This is a genomic window from Yaniella soli (assembly GCF_054782375.1).
This window is the reverse complement of sequence record NZ_BAAGSP010000001.1, coordinates 21,975-40,186: the sequence shown is the minus strand read 5'-3', so window position 1 is coordinate 40,186 and position 18,212 is coordinate 21,975. Positions and strand designations below refer to the sequence as shown.

Here is an 18,212-nt window from a genome sequence, read left to right as displayed (position 1 = left end):
CCAGCTTTAAAGAGCAACCGCCGGACGGGCCAACACGTGTCCCCCGGCGCTCGTCAACCGCACCCAACCACTTGATGTCGACACGGTGGTTTCTCCGCGCGGCAGCAAAAACCCTAAACTGTGGGCGGCCAGTGTGGCACCGGCCGGGAACTCCACCTGTTCGGCGTCGCCGAGCTGTTCGCCCCACACGGCAGAGCGCACCTGCGATAATAACGGGGCGCCGGGATTCGACGGCAATCCCTCGCCAACCTTGGTAATCCCGTCGCGGGCAATTTTGCGGATGTCCGCGTCATCGACCACCGCGGCCGGTGCCCAGCCGGACCGTGGAGCGTTCATCGCCGTCCAGTTCACCGAAATCGCCACCGGGGGCAACGTCAGTTCGCGCGAGCCCGTCGAAATCATCCGCTGCGTCCGATCGCTGATCGCATCCATCTCAAATACCGTGTCGACTTCGAAACGTTCGGCATATGAGAAGTCCAGAGCAAACGTCCGCAACCCGATGACGATGGGCACACCGTCGCCGAGCCCGGCCGGATGCATCACCGAAACCGAAGCCGCCAGCACATCATGGGCGACCACGAACCGAACACCGGTGGTATCTAACGTCTTCGCCCTGGTGAGGAAGCTTTGCAGATCCTTCACAGAGTTTTGAGTCGCGAACGGCAAAACGTAATCCATGGCCCCAATTATGCCTTCCGTGGCCCACTCGGTCAGCAACGCTGCCGCCAATTGAGCTGATAGCACTAGAGTGTGAACACCACATTTTCTGAAAGGCTTTCATGGTGAATACAACCTACCCGGATGATCCGACCGATATTCTGCGCGACGTGCTCAAACTGGAACGCGTGACCTCCGACCCAGACAGCAGCACCTTCACCGGACATACCCCGAAGCAAACGCGTGGACAGGTATTTGGCGGCCAAGTCGTGGCCCAGTCCTTGGCGGCTGCGAGTCATTCGGTGCACGATGATCGCAACCTGCACTCCATGCACTGTTATTTCATCCGTCCCGGCGATGCCAGTGAGCCGTTGACCATTGGCGTGGATCATCACCGCGACGGGCGCTCGTTTTCGGTTCGTCACGTCGAAGTCACCCAGCACAACAAGGTCATCCTGTCGTTAACCTGTTCCTTTCAGACGCAGGACAAGGGGATCGAACACCAGGAGCCGATGCCCGAAGGCATTCCGCATCCGGATGAGTTGCCTCCGATTTCGTCGCTCGTGGGGATGATTGATGATCCCAACGCTCAAGAGTTGGCCTACAACCGGCCATTCGACATTCGCTATGCCTATGAGCCCATCTTTCTGCGGCCGGGATCGGAGCGCGTGAACCGCAATATTGTGTGGATGAAAACCTTCACGCCCGTCAATGTCTCCCGCAATATGGCCGCCGCTGGGCTCGCCTATGGGACCGATTACACGATCCTGGAAGCCATCATGCGTCACCACGGCATCACGTGGGTGGACCCGGAGAAATCAGTGGCGTCCCTGGATCACGCCATGTGGTTTCATCGCCCGTTCACGCTGGATCAGTGGTTGTTATTCGTCCAGGAATCTCCCTCCGCTCAATCAGCCCGCGGGTTGGGCATGGGCCGGATCTATACCATCGACGGCGATCTGGTGGCCACGGTGGCCCAGGAAGGTATGATGCGACTTTCGAAATTTGGGTAGTAACCGCCGGTTCACCTCGCCGCCATCACATTATGGGTACGATGCGACTATGTCTGACATCATCACTTCACATTCTTCTGCCACGCAGACCCCTCGGGTCAAACGCTCGCACGTGGCCGCCTGGGCCCTGTGGGATTGGGGGTCCGCTGCCTTTAACGCGGTCATGATCACCTTCGTGTTCGGAACCTATTTGGCTTCGGACACCTTCGGTGCTGACGGCCGCGGCACTTCGTGGCTGGCCACGGGCAATGCGATCGCCGGGATCATTATCGCGCTGACGGCACCGGTGATGGGTCAGCGGGCCGACCGTGACGGACGACGCTCACTATGGCTGGGTGTCAATACGGGGCTGGTCATTTTGACCACGGCAGCGTGTTTTTTCGTGCAACCCGATGAGTCATTTTTGTTGCTGGGTGTCATCCTGTTGTCGGCGGGCAACGTGTTTTTCGAGTTTGCTGAAGTCCAGTACAACGCGATGATGGTCAAGATCGCTACGAAGTCCACGATCGGTCGGATTTCAGGACTTGGTTGGGGTGCCGGCTACCTCGGTGGCATCTTCTTGCTGCTGCTCGTATACGTTGGGTTCATCGGCGGTGAGACCCATTGGTTTGGTATCGGTAACGATGACGCCATGAATATTCGCATGGTCGCGGTGTTTGCCGCGTGCTGGTTCGTGATCTTCGCGCTGCCGGCGATTATCGTGATGCGTACTCGCAAGGACTCCAGCGAACCACAACACCCACGGGCCGAACGGGTCAGCATTGTGCAGTCTTACCGTCAACTGCTGCGGACCATCGTGCATTTGTGGAAGTGCCAGCGCAATACGTTCTGGTTCTTGGTGTCCTCGGCGGTCTTTCGCGACGGCGTGGGGGCAGTATTTGCCTACGGCGCGATCCTGGGAACCACCGTGTATGGTGTCGCCCCCGACAACATTTTGTTCTTTGGTATCGCCGCCAACGTGGTGGCCGCCGCCGGCGCATTTTTGGGCGGGCTCTTTGACGACAAGTTCGGGCCAAAGAAACTCATCGTGGTCTCGCTGTCCGGGTTACTCATCTCAGCTGTGATTGTCTTCGTGCAAGATGGCACCCTGGCGTTTTGGATCTGGGGGCTCTTCTTGTGCTTCTTCGTCGGCCCGGTCCAGTCCTCATCGCGTGCATTTTTGGGCCGGCTCACCACCCCGAACACGGCCGGCGAACTCTACGGCCTGTATGCGACCACCGGTCGCTCGGTCTCATTTTTGACGCCCGCGCTCATTTCCGTGTTCGTTGGCGTCAGCGGGGAATCTCGGATGATGGTCCCGGCGATCATTGCGGTTTTACTGGCCGGGATGTTGTTGCTGTGGCCGGTACGGGATCCCAAGACTTCTGCCACCGAGGAAGTCCAGACCGATAAGACCCAGGCGCGTTAACACAGGCGCCTTAAAGAGTTCTGCTCCGTATCCTCAACTGTGGATACGGAGCAGAGACAGCTTGACCTTAGTTACGGGTCAGGCGACGGTGTGTTGCGCGTGCTTCACGGGTCGCATCTGGTCCGAGACGTTCGATCTTATTGGCTTCGTAGGACTCGAAGTTTCCTTCGAACCAGTACCAGTTGGCTGGATTTTCTTCGGTGCCTTCCCACGCAAGAATATGGGTTGCCACACGGTCCAGGAACCAGCGGTCGTGGGAAATCACGACGGCACAACCGGGGAATTCCAACAGCGCATTTTCTAGCGATGTCAGGGTTTCCACGTCGAGGTCGTTGGTCGGTTCGTCGAGGAGCAAGAGGTTGCCGCCCTCTTTGAGCGTCAACGCCAAGTTCAGACGGTTGCGCTCACCACCGGACAGTACACCGGCTTTCTTCTGCTGGTCTGGACCTTTGAATCCGAAGGCCGAGACGTAGGCACGTGATGGCATTTCGACTTGCCCCACCTGAATGTAGTCGAGCCCATCGGAGACGACTTCCCACAGGGATTGTTCTGGGTCGATGTTGCTGCGGCTCTGATCGACGTAGGAGATTTTGACGGAATCGCCGATCTTCATTTCGCCCGAATCGATTTCTTCTTGGCCGATGACGGTTTTGAACAGGGTAGTTTTGCCCACACCGTTTGGACCGATGATGCCGACGATACCGTTTGGCGGCAGGGAGAAGCTGAGGTTATCGATCAGGGTGCGTCCGTCGAAGCCCTTGGTGACGTTTTCGGCTTCGATGACCTGGCTGCCGAGGCGAGGCCCCGGTGGGATCTGGATTTCTTCAAAGTCCAGCACGCGAGTTTTCTCGGCTTCGTTGGCCATTTCTTCGTAGCGTTCCAGGCGGGCCTTCTGCTTCGACTGACGCCCCTTGGCGTTGGTACGCACCCAGTCCAGTTCGTCCTTCAGACGGCGAGCAAGCTTCGCGTCTTTCTTGCCCTGCACGTCGAGGCGCTCTTTCTTCTTTTCCAGGTACGTGGTGTAGTTACCCTCGTATGGATAGAGCCGACCGCGGTCGATTTCGGCGATCCATTCGGCTACGTGGTCCAAGAAATAGCGATCGTGGGTAATCGCGATGACTGCGCCCTCGTAGTTGGCCAGGTGGCCTTCCAGCCAGGCAACGGACTCGGCATCGAGGTGGTTAGTCGGCTCATCGAGGAGCAGCAGGTCTGGTTTTTCCAAGAGGAGTTTGACCAGGGCAACACGGCGGCGTTCACCGCCAGAGAGGTGGGTGACCGGTTCGTCACCATCGGGCAGCTGCAGAGCTTCCATCGCCTGACCGATCTGGGAATCGATGTCCCAACCGTCGGCGGCGTCAATCGCTTCTTGAAGCTTGCCCATTTCGTCCATCAGCGCTTCGAAGTCTGCATCTGGCTCGGCCATTTCTACAGAGATCTGGTTGAAACGTTGCAGCTGCTGGTAGACCTCACCAACACCTTCTTGTACGTTTTCCAACACGGTTTTGTCTTCCGTCAGCGGTGGTTCCTGCAGCAGGATGCCTACCGAATAGCCGGGTGAGAGCCAGGCGTCACCGTTGGAGGGCTCATCGAGGCCCGCCATAATTTTCAGGATGGTGGATTTTCCGGCACCGTTGGGTCCGACCATACCGATCTTGGCGCCGGGGTAAAAGGACATGGTTACGTCGTCGAGAATGACCTTGTCGCCTACTTTTTTGCGAGCTTTGATCATTTGATAAATAAATTCGGCCATGCCCTCTACAGTAGTCGGTTGCTGCAGCAGAACGTAATTCTTTCTCAAACTGCAGCAACCGACCCACAGAACAGTTCACGTTAGGCGGTCATTGGTTCGGCTTCCTCCCAACCGTGGTCGACCAGTGGGCTATCGGCAGGAGAATTATCGACGACACGCGGTGAGTTTTTGGTGTGTCGGGTGAACTCGGTAAAGCCACGCATCAGATCGTGTCCGGCCGTATCGGCGACGATCTCTGCCGTAGTGCCGCGTTTGGTTTCATCCTTGGAGGTCCATTGTTTGATCGAGACTTTCCCGGTGACGGTTACCGGATCGCCGACGGTGAATGAACGGAAAATATTCTCGGCCAACTGTCGGAAAGCTGACACCGTGTACCATGACGTGTTGCCATCCTCCCATTGTTCAGTCTGGCGGTTGAAGAACCGTTCTGTTGCCGCCAGGCGAAATTCGGCGATGACGATTCCTGTGTCGGTGACGACTCGTCGAGGTGCGGTGGCCACATTGCCGCGGACGGTAAGCTGGGTTTTCATAGTTGAACCTTTCGTTGAGGAAATATTCGATGGCGTTTCGAATACGTCCAGTCAACGGCAACACCATGGGTCACGAGACCAGTGACAACGAGAATGTGGATAACATGGATCCCTATTTGGGGATGTGGACAACATTTTGGGTAGACTATGCGATGTTGCCTCAGTAGCTCAGCTGGATAGAGCAACGGCCTTCTAATCCGTAGGTCGGGGGTTCGAGTCCCTCCTGGGGCGCGACATACCGGCATCTGACTTGGTTATATACCGAATCAGAGGCCGGTTTTTTTCTGCGTCGACAACATCATTTATGCCAGCAAACCAGCATCGCGTGCGATGAGCGCGGCTTGCGTCCGCGAGTCGATTTCGAGTTTGTCGAGGATATGCGACACGTGGGTCTTGGCCGTGCCGACGGTGATGCCAAACTCGCGCGCTATGGCCTTATTGGTGCTGCCGTGTCCAATCTCGGTTAGGACCTGTATTTCACGTTCGGTGAGGCCGCATTCCGTGAGCGAGACTTTCTCCGCTGGGCGCTGTTGGGATGAGCGTGCACCTGGCTCGGAAAGCACTGCGAAGAGTCGTCGGCCAACTTCGGGGGCGACTGCTCCCTGACCGGCGGCAACACGTTCTATGGCGTTGACGATGTCGCTGGCTTCAGCGGTTTTGAGTAGGAATCCTGCCGCCCCGGCCTCAATGGCCCCGAAGACGTAATCATCGTGGTCATAGGTCGTCAGTACCAAGACATTCATGCCGTGGTCGGCGAGCTCGCGTGTGGCCGCGATGCCGTCGACGTTCGGCATCTGTAGGTCCATGAGGATCACATCTGGTTTCAGCGCGTGGGCGTTTTGCATTGCGGCACGGCCATCGGAGGCTTCCGCCACGATCTCGATGTTCTCGGAGTTTGCCATGATCATGCGCAAGCCGGCTCGGATGGCGCTGTGGTCATCTGCGATAAGAACACTGATCATCTACTGGTGGCTCCTTGTGGCAGAGAGGGGGAAGGTGGCGCGGTAAACGGGAGCTCAATATGCACCGTCCAGTGTCGTATTACACCGTCACGTGTGGCTGCGGCACTGAAGATTCCATCGGCGTCATGGACTGCCCCGGCCATGGCGCCAAGACCGAGGCCGCCCGAAAGTTGCGAAGGCGCGACAGCGTCCGGTGCCACAGACGGAGCCAACGGGTTGGTGATGGTGCACGTGATTCCCTCGGTCGTGGCTTCGCAATGCATGGTCGCGGTACCGTCACCGTGTTTCAAAGCATTGGTCAGCGCTTCCTGGAGGACCTTCGCCAACAGGAGGGACGCACTCGAGTCCGAGCGGGTCAGTGCTGCTTGCACATGACGCTCGGATTCGGCTGTCATGGACAGTTCGAGGCCAGCCGAACGCAGTCTGCGGAGCATATCCTGCCAGGCCAACGGCGGTGCGGTGCCTGTGTCTTCTGCCTCGACATTGGCAAATGTTCGTAACACGTCAATCAATTCACGCATATCGGTGAGTGCGTCGAGCGAGGAACGCCGAACCTCCATCAGCACGGAGCGGTCGCGCTGGGCGTTCGGACTCATATCGAGTGCACCGGCCGTGTAGAGCGCTATCGTGGAGAGGTGCGAGGAAATCGTGTCGTGGAGTTGAGAGGCAAGGTCGGCTCGTTGACGCCTCAGGAGCTGTTCGCGCTCGTGTTCTTCTTGACGCCGTGCTGCAAGGGATTTGAGCCGCTCAGCCTCGGTTGACTCGTCTCCTCGGCGTACTTCACTCCCCCACCAGACCGCGATCACCGCGGTGAGAACTACCTGGAGTAACGCGTTGGTCGCGGAACTCACGCTGCCACTTACGAGGTAGACCAAACCGAAGGTCATCACACCAAAACCGACCAGAGACCAGCGCAGCAGTGAGCCTGCGGCATAGCGTGCAGCATTGTAGGCGGTGTTCGCCCACGCGATTAGCATCACCAGGTGAAATCCCAACACCATGTCTGCAATGAACAGGGCGGTAATCGCATAGAACACGCCCAGTGGGTAACGACTCTGCACGCAGGTCGCGAGGCAGGCCAGGACCAGGGGTATGGTGTGCCACCAGTGCAGCTGTTGTTGAGAAAACGGTATGAGTACGGGATATGCCGAAGATGCGTTGACACCGAGCCCCAGCAGCACCAGCCCCAACGCTAGGAGGGCTAAGGCCGTCAGCAGATCAGGCCGCGACGTCTTGTGTCGGACAGCGAACCTTGTGAACGGATGCACAGTCATACCTTGAGTATTCCATCTGTGGTGCGTTGACGGTATCTGTCTAAAGTTAGACACCGCACCTCACCAATGGCCGATGGCACATGGGGTGCACGCGCATACCGTCGAAGTATGGATACCGACATTGCGACCTCATTTGCGGTACTGCTCCCACTCTTAGCCGGATTGGCGCTGATTGATTCATTGAGTTTCGGCACCCTGGCCATTCCTGTCTGGCTGATGATGGCCCCCGGAAAGCTGCGGGCGACCAAGGTGATGATCTACCTGGCCACGATTGGTGGGTTCTATTTCGTGGTCGGGGTGATGCTGCTTTTCGCTGCTCGATTCGCGAGCCTGCAGTTTGAAATTGACTGGAACCATCCGGTGATCATGCTCGGCGGATTCGTTGTCGGGGCAGGGCTATTGATCTTGAGTTTCGTCATCGAACCACCCAAGAGCCTGCAGAAAGATACCACCTCGAAGAAAGCATCCGGCATGTACACCCGGTTAGCGGCCTGGCGTCAATCCGCCGTTGAAGACAATGTTTCAGCACTGGACGCGCGGATCAGTCAAACCAATACGAAACAGCGAACGAAATCAGGCACAGTGACTCTGATGAGTATTGCGGTGACCGCAGGAGTATTGGAAGTCGCCACGATGCTGCCGTATCTTGCAGCTATTGGACTACTGACGGCTAGCGCGCCCGCCCTAGGGTTAGGTTTCGTCCAAAGTTCCGGGCTGCTGGCGGCATACTGCGTGATTATGCTCGTGCCCTCCCTCACCCTGTTCTTGGGCAGGACTGTGTTACGAAATGCGGTCTCACCGCTGCTGGAACGAATTGATGAGTGGTTTGCCAAAAACGGCCAGTCGACCATCGCCTGGGTCATCGGTGCAGTCGGGGTGGTACTTATGCTGAACACATGGTCGGCAGTGGAAAATGTTTTGTTCGGCTAGAGCTTCGCGATGAATTATGCGTCAACGGTCTTTTTGGTCTGTGGGAACGCCCTGCGCGTTAACGGGTCGAAGAACATGAGCACGATGAGCCCGATGAGGCCGATGCCGGCTGTGAGGAGTCGCAGGGGCAAAATCGGGATCCACTGAGATACGGCCAGCTGGTCGACGACGCCGACCACCACCAGCACGGTGACCAGGAGGTAGAGCAATGTCGAGGCCCATCCGCGCCAAACACCGACGATGGCGAACAACGGCAGCACCCACAGGATGTACCAGGGTTGAAAGACTTGGGCGACCAGCACCGCAGTAGCCAAGGCAAGTGCTGCGGACAAGACCGGGCGCATGGGTCGTGGTTTGAGCGCCAGCCAGGCGGTCACGACGGCGATGGCGACCGTGCCCAGGGCATAGACGGTTTGGGCGACGGGGTCGATGCCGGAGCTAAATAATACGTCGACCAACCAGCCGATACCCAACCCGAGCAGCCCGAATGGTGCATACGGGAAGGCTGCCGACCCGGACGTCGTCATCGCTTCGATCCAACCGAACCACAGCCCTGTGATTGCGCCGAAAACCAAGAGGACTCCCCCGACGACCACCACAGATTTCGTCCAAACTTTGATGCGCACGCGGTAGGACATCCGCACGCCGGGCTTCCACAGCAGCAACAGCCCGGCAAAGGGTAGGACGAGCACGGTGAGCGGTTTGATGGCGATCGAACCTGCCAGCAGCACGAAGCCCAGCAGTATGCGTCGGCGTCTGGCGTGTTGCGGCCAGGAAGGGTTGATGAAGTATAGCCCGGTGAGTAGCAGGCCGAGCATCAGGGTGTCGTTGTGGGCTCCGGCAATCATGTAGAGACAGAACAGTGGATTGGCGATGACGATCCACTGGGCCCAGTCGCCACGGGCGCCGAAGCGTCGTGCCAGTCGCGGGATGGCCCACATGCACATGGCCATGCCGCCTAAAAACATCAGCCGAAACAGCAGGATCGACCATTCGGGGCCGCCGTCGGTAATGAACCACACGAATTGTGAGACGAGCAGAAAGGCGGGGCCATAGGGCGATGGGGATTGGGCCCAGAGTGAGTCGGCGCCGATCATGAACCAGCCGGGTAGCGACGAGACGCCTTCGCCGTAGGGGTCCAGGCCGGCATGCAGTACGCGGCCCTGGGCGAGATAGGAAAACACGTCTCGGGACATGATGGGAAATGCCAGGGTTAGCGGGGCGGCCCACCACCAGATGGCCCGGTTGATGACGCTGAGTTTGGAATCGTTGATGCGGTGTTTTCGGGCGGACTCTTTGACCGATGAGACACTGGGCCCGCCAGAACCTGTGGTGAAGGGCAGTTGCAGCGCTTGGCCAAGTCGGATCCACGAGCGTACGAGTAAGAGCCCGCCGACGACGAGAAACACCGCGCACACGGTCACGCCGGGTGTCCACACGCGCAGGGGGTTGAGGATCGTGGTGCCGGCGAACCAGGAGTTCTGTGCTTGCGGCAACCATCCCACGCCCCAGGAGGCAATCATGATGATGACGGCGGCCACCACACCCATACGGATGTGATGGCCGGGGTCGGTATCAATTCTGGAGGGTACGAACCGCTTGAGCATCACACCTCCGTATCCGTAGGTTGTGCCCGGGAGGCCCGCCATCGCCGGTAGGCCAACACGCCACGGCGCCAGCTTTGGCGCAGGTGCCATTCGTTTTTGAACATTGGCGCGGTCCAGGGATCAAAAAATAGTACCCAGATGGCCAACAGGATGGAGACGCCCCAGGACATGACTTGCATGAGTGTCCCAATCTCCAAGAACTGCCAGATATAGAGTTGATCGCCGGCACCGTAGGCCACGAAAAAGACGACGGTAAAAATCACCCAGCGTAACTGCCAGTTCGAGCGGATGCCGAGCATCACGAACAGCGGCAGTAGCCACAACAGGTACCAGGGGTGGATGACGGGCGACAAGACGACGATGGCGGCAAACGACCACGTTGCTCGCGCGAGAATGTTGTCGTATTTGCCCCAGAACATCAACACGAGCACGATGAGCACGGACAGTATCCGGCCCGCGAGACGCACCGTGGGCATGACCCATTCGCCATCACCGAGTCCGAGTTCGACTACCGCAACACGGGCCAGTTCGCCGAGCCCGCCCACTGGTGACCAGAAGCTCCAGATCGACCCGGTTCCGGCGATGACCTTGATCCAGTCGAGTCCGTAGCCGTTGAGCCATCCGACGCCGAGCATGATGGCGATCGTCAGCCCCAGCGTGATAGCCCAATACCAGAAGATTTTGATGCGTGAAGCGTTCCGCCTGGCCCACCACAAGCCGATGAACGGCAGCAGTACGATCGAGATGACTTTCATGCCGATGGACACACTCATCAGGGCTACGGCGAGTACCCCGTGGCCTCGCCAAACCGCGTAGATGGCGGCCACCATGAACCCAACCATCAGCGAGTCGTTATGACCCGAGGCGACAAACGAGATAATAAACAGCGGGTTCGCCGCGGAAATCCACTGGGCTCGCGCAGGATCCCACCCCTGCATTTCAGCAAGTTTGGGGACGTAGTACATGATCAGTGCGACGCCCACCAGGGACACTAGCCGGAAGAAGAAGATGGCGATATCGGGTTGATCCACACCCGTGACGCCAACCACGGCGCCCTCGATCCACAAAAACATGGGGCCATATGGGGTGGCGTCTTCGGCCCACATGGTGTCGGTTCCGAGTCGAAACCAGTTGGGCAAATTCGAGATGCCCGTTTCATATGGGTTTTGCCCGGCTAACACCTGCCGACCTTGGTTGAGGTATGCCAGCATGTCACGGGAAAAAATGGTGAGCGCAAACAGTTGCGGCACGCTCCAGATTGCCACCGTCCAGTTGATGGTGCGCAACCCGCCGGAAGCGAACTCATATTTTCCCCGGAATTGTTGTGTGGGACGGCGCAGCACGAGTCCGAGACGTAACCAACCCCAGATCATGCCCCATGCACCGACGGTCAACAACAGTGTTCCCGCAACCACGCCGAGTTCCGTGGTACGAAATGGTGCCAGCCACTGGGTAGAGTTCACACCGGAGTTTGGTGCGACCCATCCAACGGACCAAGACCCAGCTGTAAGCAGCACAGAGCCCAAAAAACCCACTGCGATAGCGGGCCAGGCGAGCATTTTTGTGCCATGCGGGGCGGTAACCGAGGTCGTCATCAACTGCTTTCAGTCGGTGCGTTTGTTATCAATGACTATCGGAATAAATGTATCACCGGACATCGGTAGGCTAAAGATCGACACCTGAAGTAGGAGAAATAGCTTGGACAAGACAAAAACCCCAGAACCATTTACACCAGTCTCCGATGCTGCAAAAGATCCCAGCCGCAATCTCGTGTGGTTAGACGCCGAAATGACTGGTCTCTATCCGGGCGTGGATGCCCTGGTAGAAGTCGCCATCATTATTACCGATGCCGATCTCAATGTGCTCGACGATGGTATCGATATTATTATCCGGCCGCCGGCAGCCGCCATTGAGCAAATGGACCCGGTAGTCATAGAGATGCACCGAAACAACGGGCTATCCGACCTGTGGCACAACGGAGTCACTGCAGCAGAAGCCGAGCAACAGCTGTTGGACCACGTCAAACGCTTCTGTCCTGAACCACGGAAAGCTCTGCTGGCAGGAAACACGGTGGGTCAGGATCAGCGGTTCCTTTTCGCTGAGATGCCACAGCTGGCTAGTCACCTGCACTACCGCATCGTTGACGTCTCTTCGATAAAGGAACTGGCCAAGCGCTGGTACCCGAATGCTTATTCCAAGGCCCCGGAGAAGCTCGGCAATCACCGTGCCTTGGGTGACATTACCGATTCGATCAACGAGCTGCGTTACTACCGCGACGCCATCATGGTCACTCCCCCTGGACCATCCGTCGCTGAGGCGCGCACAGTACGTGACGAGCTCGTGCTTTACTCAGAGCCAAACCTGAAGCGGGATCAGGATTAGGCAAAACATAAAATCTGAGCTATAGTAAAACGCGTTGCCTGATGGCAATCCTTCGCTGAGGAAACTCGACATGGTGGGTATAGCTCAGTCGGTAGAGCGCCTGGTTGTGGTCCAGGAGGTCGCGGGTTCAAGCCCCGTTACTCACCCCACACAGATCCCTGTGAGCACGCTGCTGTTCACAGGGATCTTCTGCATGCACATTAGGGGTCGGTCAACAAAAGCCGTCTCAACTTCTTAAGCGCGCAAAGGCGATGCCTTAACTCGCTCTTGCTTGCCAGCCTGCACGTTCATAACACGGAGCAACATAGGCTCTATTGCTTGCTCTAGCTCTTCTAGTATGTGAGGGAATGCTGCCACGTACGTAGCAACTGCAGTAGATACCAGCCGCATGCCAGCAAGGTTCTTTAGTTGCTTTCTGCCAATCCAGTGAATGCCTGATTCTATGAGCGCCTGCCGCTCATCCCTATTATCCAGCTGAGCACCGTCCTGGGTAATAATTGCCGTATACCTGTTGTCCTTCATCCAAGAAAACAGTGGAAGGTCTAGGGTGCCGCCTAAATTCAGGTCATAGACATGATGAAACTCATAGTGTGGGAGGATCATTCGGAGCGGATCAATCAGAGGTTTGAATTCATTTTCGTCTATAAGAAATTTCATGCCGGCATCGGCTCTCTGAGACTCTTTACCTGCTCATGAAAAGAAACCGCGTCGTCGACGGCATCGACAGAAACCGAAGGGTAGAACGCTTCAATATCTTTTACTGAATAGTCTCCACCGGTGAGTAGGTTTGCGACATTCTGATACGGCACGCGAGTCCCTGTAATCGTAGGCCACCCTCCGAGGCGCCCATGATTGAGTTCAAGGTTAGGCCTTGGATGCTCAAAATCCACAACTTCATTTCCCTTGAAATTTTCAAATGGCCGAAAAATCTGGTCCAGTCGAAAAAGGTTATGCTGTCCTTTTTTACCAATCAGATCGATGATGTCACCGTCCGCAGTTTCAACGCTAATATCCTTGTCATGAACTCCAAATGCATATCGAGATGGATGATCAGTTAGATCCAGCTCTTTCAGCGCCTTAAAGGCTTTGCCGATACGCTGCAGTGAAACCTGGGACCGAAGAAAGACGACGGCGCGGACGGCTACAAGGTCCCGGAATGAATACAGCGGGGGCCGAAGCCGTCGAACCTCAGGTATGAGAAGGCCCTTGTTGCGCCATTCGCGCAGTTGATAAACGCTTGCTCCTGTAAGCGCTGATGTCAGATCTTCTGGGAAGCCCATATCACTCTCACCTCCTTTCCCACGGTCACTCCTTATTGTGCCATGGGATTCTTGAAAACCACGCGGACAAGCGTGGGGTAAGTACCAGTTTCTTTATTGGCTGGGGCTCGCAAACTCGATACCGTCACTCAAGACTAGTTCTACGCGATGATTAGTTGGGAAAGCCCTCCTGCGTTTGTGGACATCGAAGATCGGGTCAACACCCGACGTACCTATCCACCTCCGTGCGTGGGAGCGATTACGCTCATAATGACACTGCCACTGATGGTGTTACATTACGTACGATGATGACCTATGGCATGTAATATCTCTCACATGAGAGCTTTGGAGGTTGCTAGCTGTGTCCACGGACCACAACATGACCGATGGTGAAGACCAGGTCACCTACGGATTGGCTGAACTTTCGGAACGTTCCGGTGTTGCTGCACGTACCATCCGGTTTTACACTACCGAGGGACTGCTGGCGGCTCCAGACAAAGCTGGTCGCGATGCCGTCTATCATGCACAACACCTGGTGACGCTAGAGCTGATCCGCGAACTGCAGGGCCACGGTTTCGGCTTGGCCTCCATCAAGGAGCACTTGAACAGGATTCCCGCAGACTCCTCGCCGACCACCATTGCCATGCACTCGACCATGCTGGCACCGTGGCTGGCAGATCGTCCCGAAACCATCACGCGAGCCGAACTCGACGCCCGAACGGCCCGACCGCTCACGGATGAAGACATCGCGGTATTGCACAGCTTGGGCCTTCTCAAACGCCTCGACGATGATGACGGCACACAACGTTATGAAGTGGCGACCGCTTTGTTGTCGCTGGCAGTGGAGCTTATCGACATCGGTATCACGCCCGATGCTGCAAAAGAGCTGGCCTACACTATTGATGAGGCGGGCACCAGACTGACAGCAGAACTCGGTGACTTATATACCCGCCTGGTCCGGCCGGTTCTAGCCGACAAGCACTACAGTGACGACGACGTGGAACGCTTCGTCGCGCTCTTCAAGCCCGTCTCGATTGCTGCAGTCGCCCGCAGTTATGAACAAGCCCTATCTGACCTGAGAGTCCGAGAATCCGAAGCGGCTCAAGGACGCCGCGACGCCCGAAATAACACCACACCAGATTCAACTCAAGGAGCCTAAATGTCCATCGAATTGTCCGTAACCAACGGGGTTGGAACTGCCACGTTCAACCGCCCCGACGCCATGAACTCTATTACCGCCAAAGTACTCACCGAATGGGACGCCGGCGTACGAGAGCTCGCAAACAACCCCGAGGTCAAAGTCATTGTGTTGACCGGGGCCGGCCGTGCATTCAGCGCTGGACTGGATCTGAAGAATAGCTTCGACGGTGGCGACGATATGCCCTGGAGTAATGAAACGAATCCAGCCGTCCGTCTTGCCAAGGCGCTGCGCTACGGCACAGATTTCATCCGTACCATTGCCGGGGTAGCCCAGCCAACGATCGCCGCGGTCAACGGCTATGCAGTCGGTGCCGGGATGTCTTTTGCTGCCGCCTGCGATATTCGGCTGGCTTCCCCCGAAGCCGTGTTTTCCGCGCCGTTTATCAAACTGGGCATCTCTGGAGGTGACCTTGGTTTGTCGTGGTTTCTCCCCCGGATTATTGGACTGCCAAAAGCGACCGACCTGATTCTCAACGCCGGTCAATATGATGCCCAGCAAGCCCTGGAGGCCGGGCTTGTCACCTCTGTTGAGGAGGATGTGGTCGCGGCAGCCCAAACGATGGGTGAGCATATCGGAAGTCACGAGTCCTTTGCTGTGACGGCATCGAAGCGGCTGTTGGCCGCCTCGTTGAATGCGTCACTGGATTCGCACCTGGATGCCGAGCTGTCGGCTCAGACGTTGGGGTTCTTTACGGACACCGCCCAGAGCCTGGGCCGGTAAGGGACGGTGTCCGCGCGAGGCAGACTAGATGCCGGCGCCTTGCGAGCGTTTGGTGACCTCTTGTTCCAAAGCGGTCCCTTCGACATCTACGTTCGGCAGGATGCGGTCGATCCATTTCGGTAGCCACCATGCGGCTGGGCCCAGTAGGTGCAGGACCGATGGGACGAGCAGCAGCCGGACCACGAAGGCGTCGAGCAGCACGCCAACGGCAAGCGCCAGGCCGATCGAGGTGATCATCACGTCGTCGGTGAAGATGAAGCCTGCAAAGACCGAGATCATAATCAGTGCCGCGGCGGTCACCACGGCACGACCGGCGACCAAGCCTTTTCGTACCGCCACTTTGGGTTTGGCACCCTGTGCGTAGGCTTCACGCATGCCGGTCGCGGTAAACAGCTGGTAGTCCATGCCCAACCCGAACAGGATTCCCATAACCAGGATTGGCAGGAAGGTCAGGATTGGGCCGGTGCCGGTGAGGTCAAAGACGTCCCCGAGCCAACCCCATTGGAAGATGGCCACCACGACCCCCATGGTCGCCGCAAACGATCCGACGAAGCCCAAGGTGGCCACCAGCGGTAGCAACAGAGAGCGGAAGACCATGATCATCAACAACAGCGACAGGCCAATAACAACGCCGAGATAGACGGGCAGTGCATCGGCGACGACATCCGAAATATCGATGCTTGCAGCAGCGGCACCGGCAACCGAGAGTTCTACGTCGGCGACGTCGGTGTCGGCCAGTACTCCCCCGGCGCGCAGGTCGTGCACCAGATTTTCAGTCGCTTCCGAAGCCGGTCCACCGGTTGGAATGATGGCTAGCGCGATGACGTCGTGGGCCTCGTTCATGCCGGTTGGCACCGCGGTCTCAACATCGTCGCGTTGCGCCAGATGTTCAGCAACGGCGATTTGTTGATCGGTTGCTTCCCCTTCGGACAGATCAGACTCTGGGAGGTCAGCAAGCACCAGCAGCGGGCTGTTCATGCCTTCACCAAAGGACTCTTCGGTTTCCTGGTACGCCTGGTATGCGGTGGAATCAGCCGGCTCTTGTGAAGCATCCGGCAGGCCAAGGCGTAGCGACCCTACGGGCAGGGCAAGGAAGACCAGTGCAACCAGGGCGCCGACCGTTGCCAGGACAGCGTTGCCGGTCCGCATCCCGGTCGTCACTTTGTCTCCGTTGTATTGTTCCGGACGGGCCTTCGCGCGTCCTGCTGAGCGGCGCTCCTTTTTGGAAAGGATGCTGTAGCCGGTGACGGACAGCAGCGCAGGGGTCATGGTAACGGCCATGAGGGCGGCTACCAGCACACAGAAGGCAGCGACCGAACCCATCAGCCCCAGGAAGCCAACACCAGTAACGTTCAACGCCAGCAGCGCGATGACCACGGTGGCACCGGCGAAGACCACGGCGTTACCCGAGGTGCCATTCGCCAACGCGATGGAGTCAGTCACATCCATACCACTCTTAAGCTGCTGACGGTGACGATGCAGAATAAACAGTGAGTAGTCGATACCGACCGCCAAACCCAGCATCAGGCCAAGGATTGGCGTAATTGACATCATCTCGATAACGCCGGATAACGACATCGCGCCGGCGACGCCAATTCCGACACCGATCAGCGCGTTGAGCAACGGTAGTCCGGCACCGATAAACGTGCCCAGCATAACCAGCAGGACCACGGCGGCAACCAGCAGACCGATAACTTCGGCAGTTGAGAACATCGCGGGCATCTCGAAGCTGAGGTCCTGGGTTGGCAGGACTTCTACACCGTCGATATCGGCGTCAACGAGTGTTTCTGAAACAGCCGTCACCTGATCCATGTCAAGTGCTTGGGCTGCTTGTGGGAAGTTGATCACCATCAGGGCTGCACTGTTATCGTCAGAGACGGTTCCCATGCCATCCGCCAGATCCAGCATGGCCTGGGCACGGTCTAACTCGACCTCACCGTCTTCGACTTCTTGTCGTAATGAGTCCAGCTCTTCTTGGGCTTCGTCGAGTTCTGCACGACCGGCATCGATCTGTTCTTGCTGTGCGTCCAACTGCGGCTGCACAGCTTCGGCCATACCGGCTTGTTCTGCCTGTTCGGCGGCAGCATCAAGTTCATCTTGACCGGCCTGGAGTTCTTCTCGGGCGGCGTCTAACTCTTCCTGACCAGATTCCAGCTGATCCAAACCATCGGTGAGTTCTTGGCGGCCCGATTCCATATCTGATCGGTTTGCCTCGACTTCATTGGCGGCTTCGAAAGGATCCGTTACCGAGGTGACAATGTCGTGTTCTTCAACTTCGGTCCCCAACTCGGCGATGGCATCCTGCTGCTCGTCGGTAAAGGCTTCGCCGTCTTCGGTGCGGATGACGACATTGGCGCTACCGCCAGAACCGTCGTCAAGCTCTTCGGTCATCCGATCGGCGACCTCGGTGGTTTCTAAATCGGGCATGCTGATTTGGTCGGTGAGTTGACCGCCAAAGGTCAGAAATGAGCCGATCGCAACCGCCAATATCGCCAGCCAGGCGAAGATCACGGTTTTGG

General features: G+C 57.5%; 17 protein-coding genes, 2 tRNA genes and 1 pseudogene. 9 read left to right on the top strand and 11 right to left on the bottom strand.

From position 1 onward, the window contains the following. Positions 1–6: 6 nt before the first annotated feature. On the bottom strand, positions 7–744 hold the full coding sequence (locus tag ACYVJT_RS00205; RefSeq protein WP_343959233.1) for a DUF8185 domain-containing protein: 738 nt from the start codon (positions 742–744) through the stop codon (positions 7–9). 35 nt (positions 745–779) lie between these two features. Here ACYVJT_RS00205 and ACYVJT_RS00200 point away from each other — a divergent pair, with 35 nt between their 5' ends. Together ACYVJT_RS00200 and ACYVJT_RS00195 are read left to right on the top strand one after the other, a co-directional pair. Continuing rightward, positions 780–1,670 carry an acyl-CoA thioesterase gene (locus ACYVJT_RS00200; RefSeq protein WP_343959235.1) on the top strand — a complete coding sequence of 297 codons (891 nt, stop codon included), beginning with the start codon at positions 780–782 and terminating at the stop codon, positions 1,668–1,670. A gap of 49 nt (positions 1,671–1,719) precedes the next feature. Then, positions 1,720–3,078: an MFS transporter gene (locus ACYVJT_RS00195; RefSeq protein WP_343959237.1), complete on the top strand. Its 1,359-nt coding sequence runs from the start codon at positions 1,720–1,722 to the stop codon at positions 3,076–3,078. A gap of 67 nt (positions 3,079–3,145) precedes the next feature. Here ACYVJT_RS00195 and ettA read toward each other — a convergent pair whose 3' ends face one another. Next, positions 3,146–4,828 (bottom strand): energy-dependent translational throttle protein EttA, encoded by a 1,683-nt coding sequence (ettA, locus tag ACYVJT_RS00190; RefSeq protein WP_343959239.1) that lies wholly within the window; start codon positions 4,826–4,828, stop codon positions 3,146–3,148. An 80-nt stretch (positions 4,829–4,908) separates the two neighbouring features. Beyond that, entirely contained in the window at positions 4,909–5,358 is a 450-nt protein-coding gene (locus ACYVJT_RS00185; RefSeq protein WP_343959241.1) for a single-stranded DNA-binding protein, read from the bottom strand. Between the two features lie 29 nt (positions 5,359–5,387). Between ACYVJT_RS00185 and ACYVJT_RS00180 the strand changes: the two genes are divergently transcribed. Beyond that, the gene (locus ACYVJT_RS00180) at positions 5,388–5,525 is read left to right on the top strand and encodes a hypothetical protein (RefSeq protein ID WP_343959243.1); all 138 of its coding nucleotides are present in this window, start codon (positions 5,388–5,390) and stop codon (positions 5,523–5,525) included. Then, positions 5,516–5,589: transfer RNA gene (locus tag ACYVJT_RS00175), tRNA-Arg, on the top strand. Before ACYVJT_RS00180 ends, ACYVJT_RS00175 begins: the two co-directional genes overlap by 10 nt. A 71-nt stretch (positions 5,590–5,660) precedes the next feature. On the opposite strand, the gene ACYVJT_RS00170 is transcribed toward ACYVJT_RS00175, so the two are convergent. Further along, positions 5,661–6,320 (bottom strand): response regulator, encoded by a 660-nt coding sequence (locus tag ACYVJT_RS00170; RefSeq protein WP_343959245.1) that lies wholly within the window; start codon positions 6,318–6,320, stop codon positions 5,661–5,663. Beyond that, a complete protein-coding gene (locus ACYVJT_RS00165; protein WP_343959247.1) occupies positions 6,317–7,594 on the bottom strand; it encodes a sensor histidine kinase in 1,278 nt (425 codons plus the stop codon). Before ACYVJT_RS00165 ends, ACYVJT_RS00170 begins: the two co-directional genes overlap by 4 nt. 108 nt (positions 7,595–7,702) lie before the next feature. Here ACYVJT_RS00165 and ACYVJT_RS00160 point away from each other — a divergent pair, with 108 nt between their 5' ends. Next, entirely contained in the window at positions 7,703–8,524 is an 822-nt protein-coding gene (locus ACYVJT_RS00160; RefSeq protein WP_343959250.1) for a GAP family protein, read from the top strand. A gap of 14 nt (positions 8,525–8,538) precedes the next feature. Here ACYVJT_RS00160 and mptB (ACYVJT_RS00155) read toward each other — a convergent pair whose 3' ends face one another. Both mptB (ACYVJT_RS00155) and mptB (ACYVJT_RS00150) read right to left on the bottom strand, forming a co-directional pair. Continuing rightward, positions 8,539–10,221, bottom strand: coding sequence for a polyprenol phosphomannose-dependent alpha 1,6 mannosyltransferase MptB (mptB, locus tag ACYVJT_RS00155; protein WP_343959252.1), 1,683 nt, complete (start codon positions 10,219–10,221; stop codon positions 8,539–8,541). After that, a complete protein-coding gene (gene mptB / locus ACYVJT_RS00150; RefSeq protein WP_343959254.1) occupies positions 10,131–11,726 on the bottom strand; it encodes a polyprenol phosphomannose-dependent alpha 1,6 mannosyltransferase MptB in 1,596 nt (531 codons plus the stop codon). Before mptB (ACYVJT_RS00150) ends, mptB (ACYVJT_RS00155) begins: the two co-directional genes overlap by 91 nt. Positions 11,727–11,829: 103 nt before the next feature. On the opposite strand from mptB (ACYVJT_RS00150), the gene orn reads away from it, so the two are divergent. Together orn and ACYVJT_RS00140 are read left to right on the top strand one after the other, a co-directional pair. Beyond that, positions 11,830–12,513: an oligoribonuclease gene (gene orn, locus ACYVJT_RS00145; protein WP_343959256.1), complete on the top strand. Its 684-nt coding sequence runs from the start codon at positions 11,830–11,832 to the stop codon at positions 12,511–12,513. Between the two features lie 73 nt (positions 12,514–12,586). Beyond that, positions 12,587–12,662 (top strand) — tRNA-His (locus ACYVJT_RS00140). An 85-nt stretch (positions 12,663–12,747) separates the two neighbouring features. Here ACYVJT_RS00140 and ACYVJT_RS00135 read toward each other — a convergent pair. Together ACYVJT_RS00135 and ACYVJT_RS00130 are read right to left on the bottom strand one after the other, a co-directional pair. Then, positions 12,748–13,170 (bottom strand): PIN-like domain-containing protein, encoded by a 423-nt coding sequence (locus tag ACYVJT_RS00135; RefSeq protein ID WP_343959258.1) that lies wholly within the window; start codon positions 13,168–13,170, stop codon positions 12,748–12,750. Continuing rightward, entirely contained in the window at positions 13,167–13,793 is a 627-nt protein-coding gene (locus tag ACYVJT_RS00130; RefSeq protein ID WP_343959260.1) for a DUF433 domain-containing protein, read from the bottom strand. Before ACYVJT_RS00130 ends, ACYVJT_RS00135 begins: the two co-directional genes overlap by 4 nt. 358 nt (positions 13,794–14,151) lie before the next feature. On the opposite strand from ACYVJT_RS00130, the gene ACYVJT_RS00125 reads away from it, so the two are divergent. Both ACYVJT_RS00125 and ACYVJT_RS00120 read left to right on the top strand, forming a co-directional pair. After that, on the top strand, positions 14,152–14,931 hold the full coding sequence (locus tag ACYVJT_RS00125) for a MerR family transcriptional regulator (protein WP_343959262.1): 780 nt from the start codon (positions 14,152–14,154) through the stop codon (positions 14,929–14,931). After that, a complete protein-coding gene (locus ACYVJT_RS00120; RefSeq protein ID WP_343959264.1) occupies positions 14,932–15,693 on the top strand; it encodes an enoyl-CoA hydratase/isomerase family protein in 762 nt (253 codons plus the stop codon). It begins immediately after the preceding gene. A gap of 24 nt (positions 15,694–15,717) precedes the next feature. Here ACYVJT_RS00120 and ACYVJT_RS00115 read toward each other — a convergent pair whose 3' ends face one another. Both ACYVJT_RS00115 and ACYVJT_RS00110 read right to left on the bottom strand, forming a co-directional pair. After that, complete coding sequence (locus ACYVJT_RS00115; RefSeq protein WP_499418006.1) at positions 15,718–16,752, bottom strand: MMPL family transporter; 1,035 nt, start codon at positions 16,750–16,752, stop codon at positions 15,718–15,720. Between the two features lie 159 nt (positions 16,753–16,911). Continuing rightward, a pseudogene (locus ACYVJT_RS00110) lies at positions 16,912–18,120 on the bottom strand (MMPL family transporter); the annotation flags it as partial. Positions 18,121–18,212 lie beyond the last annotated feature (92 nt).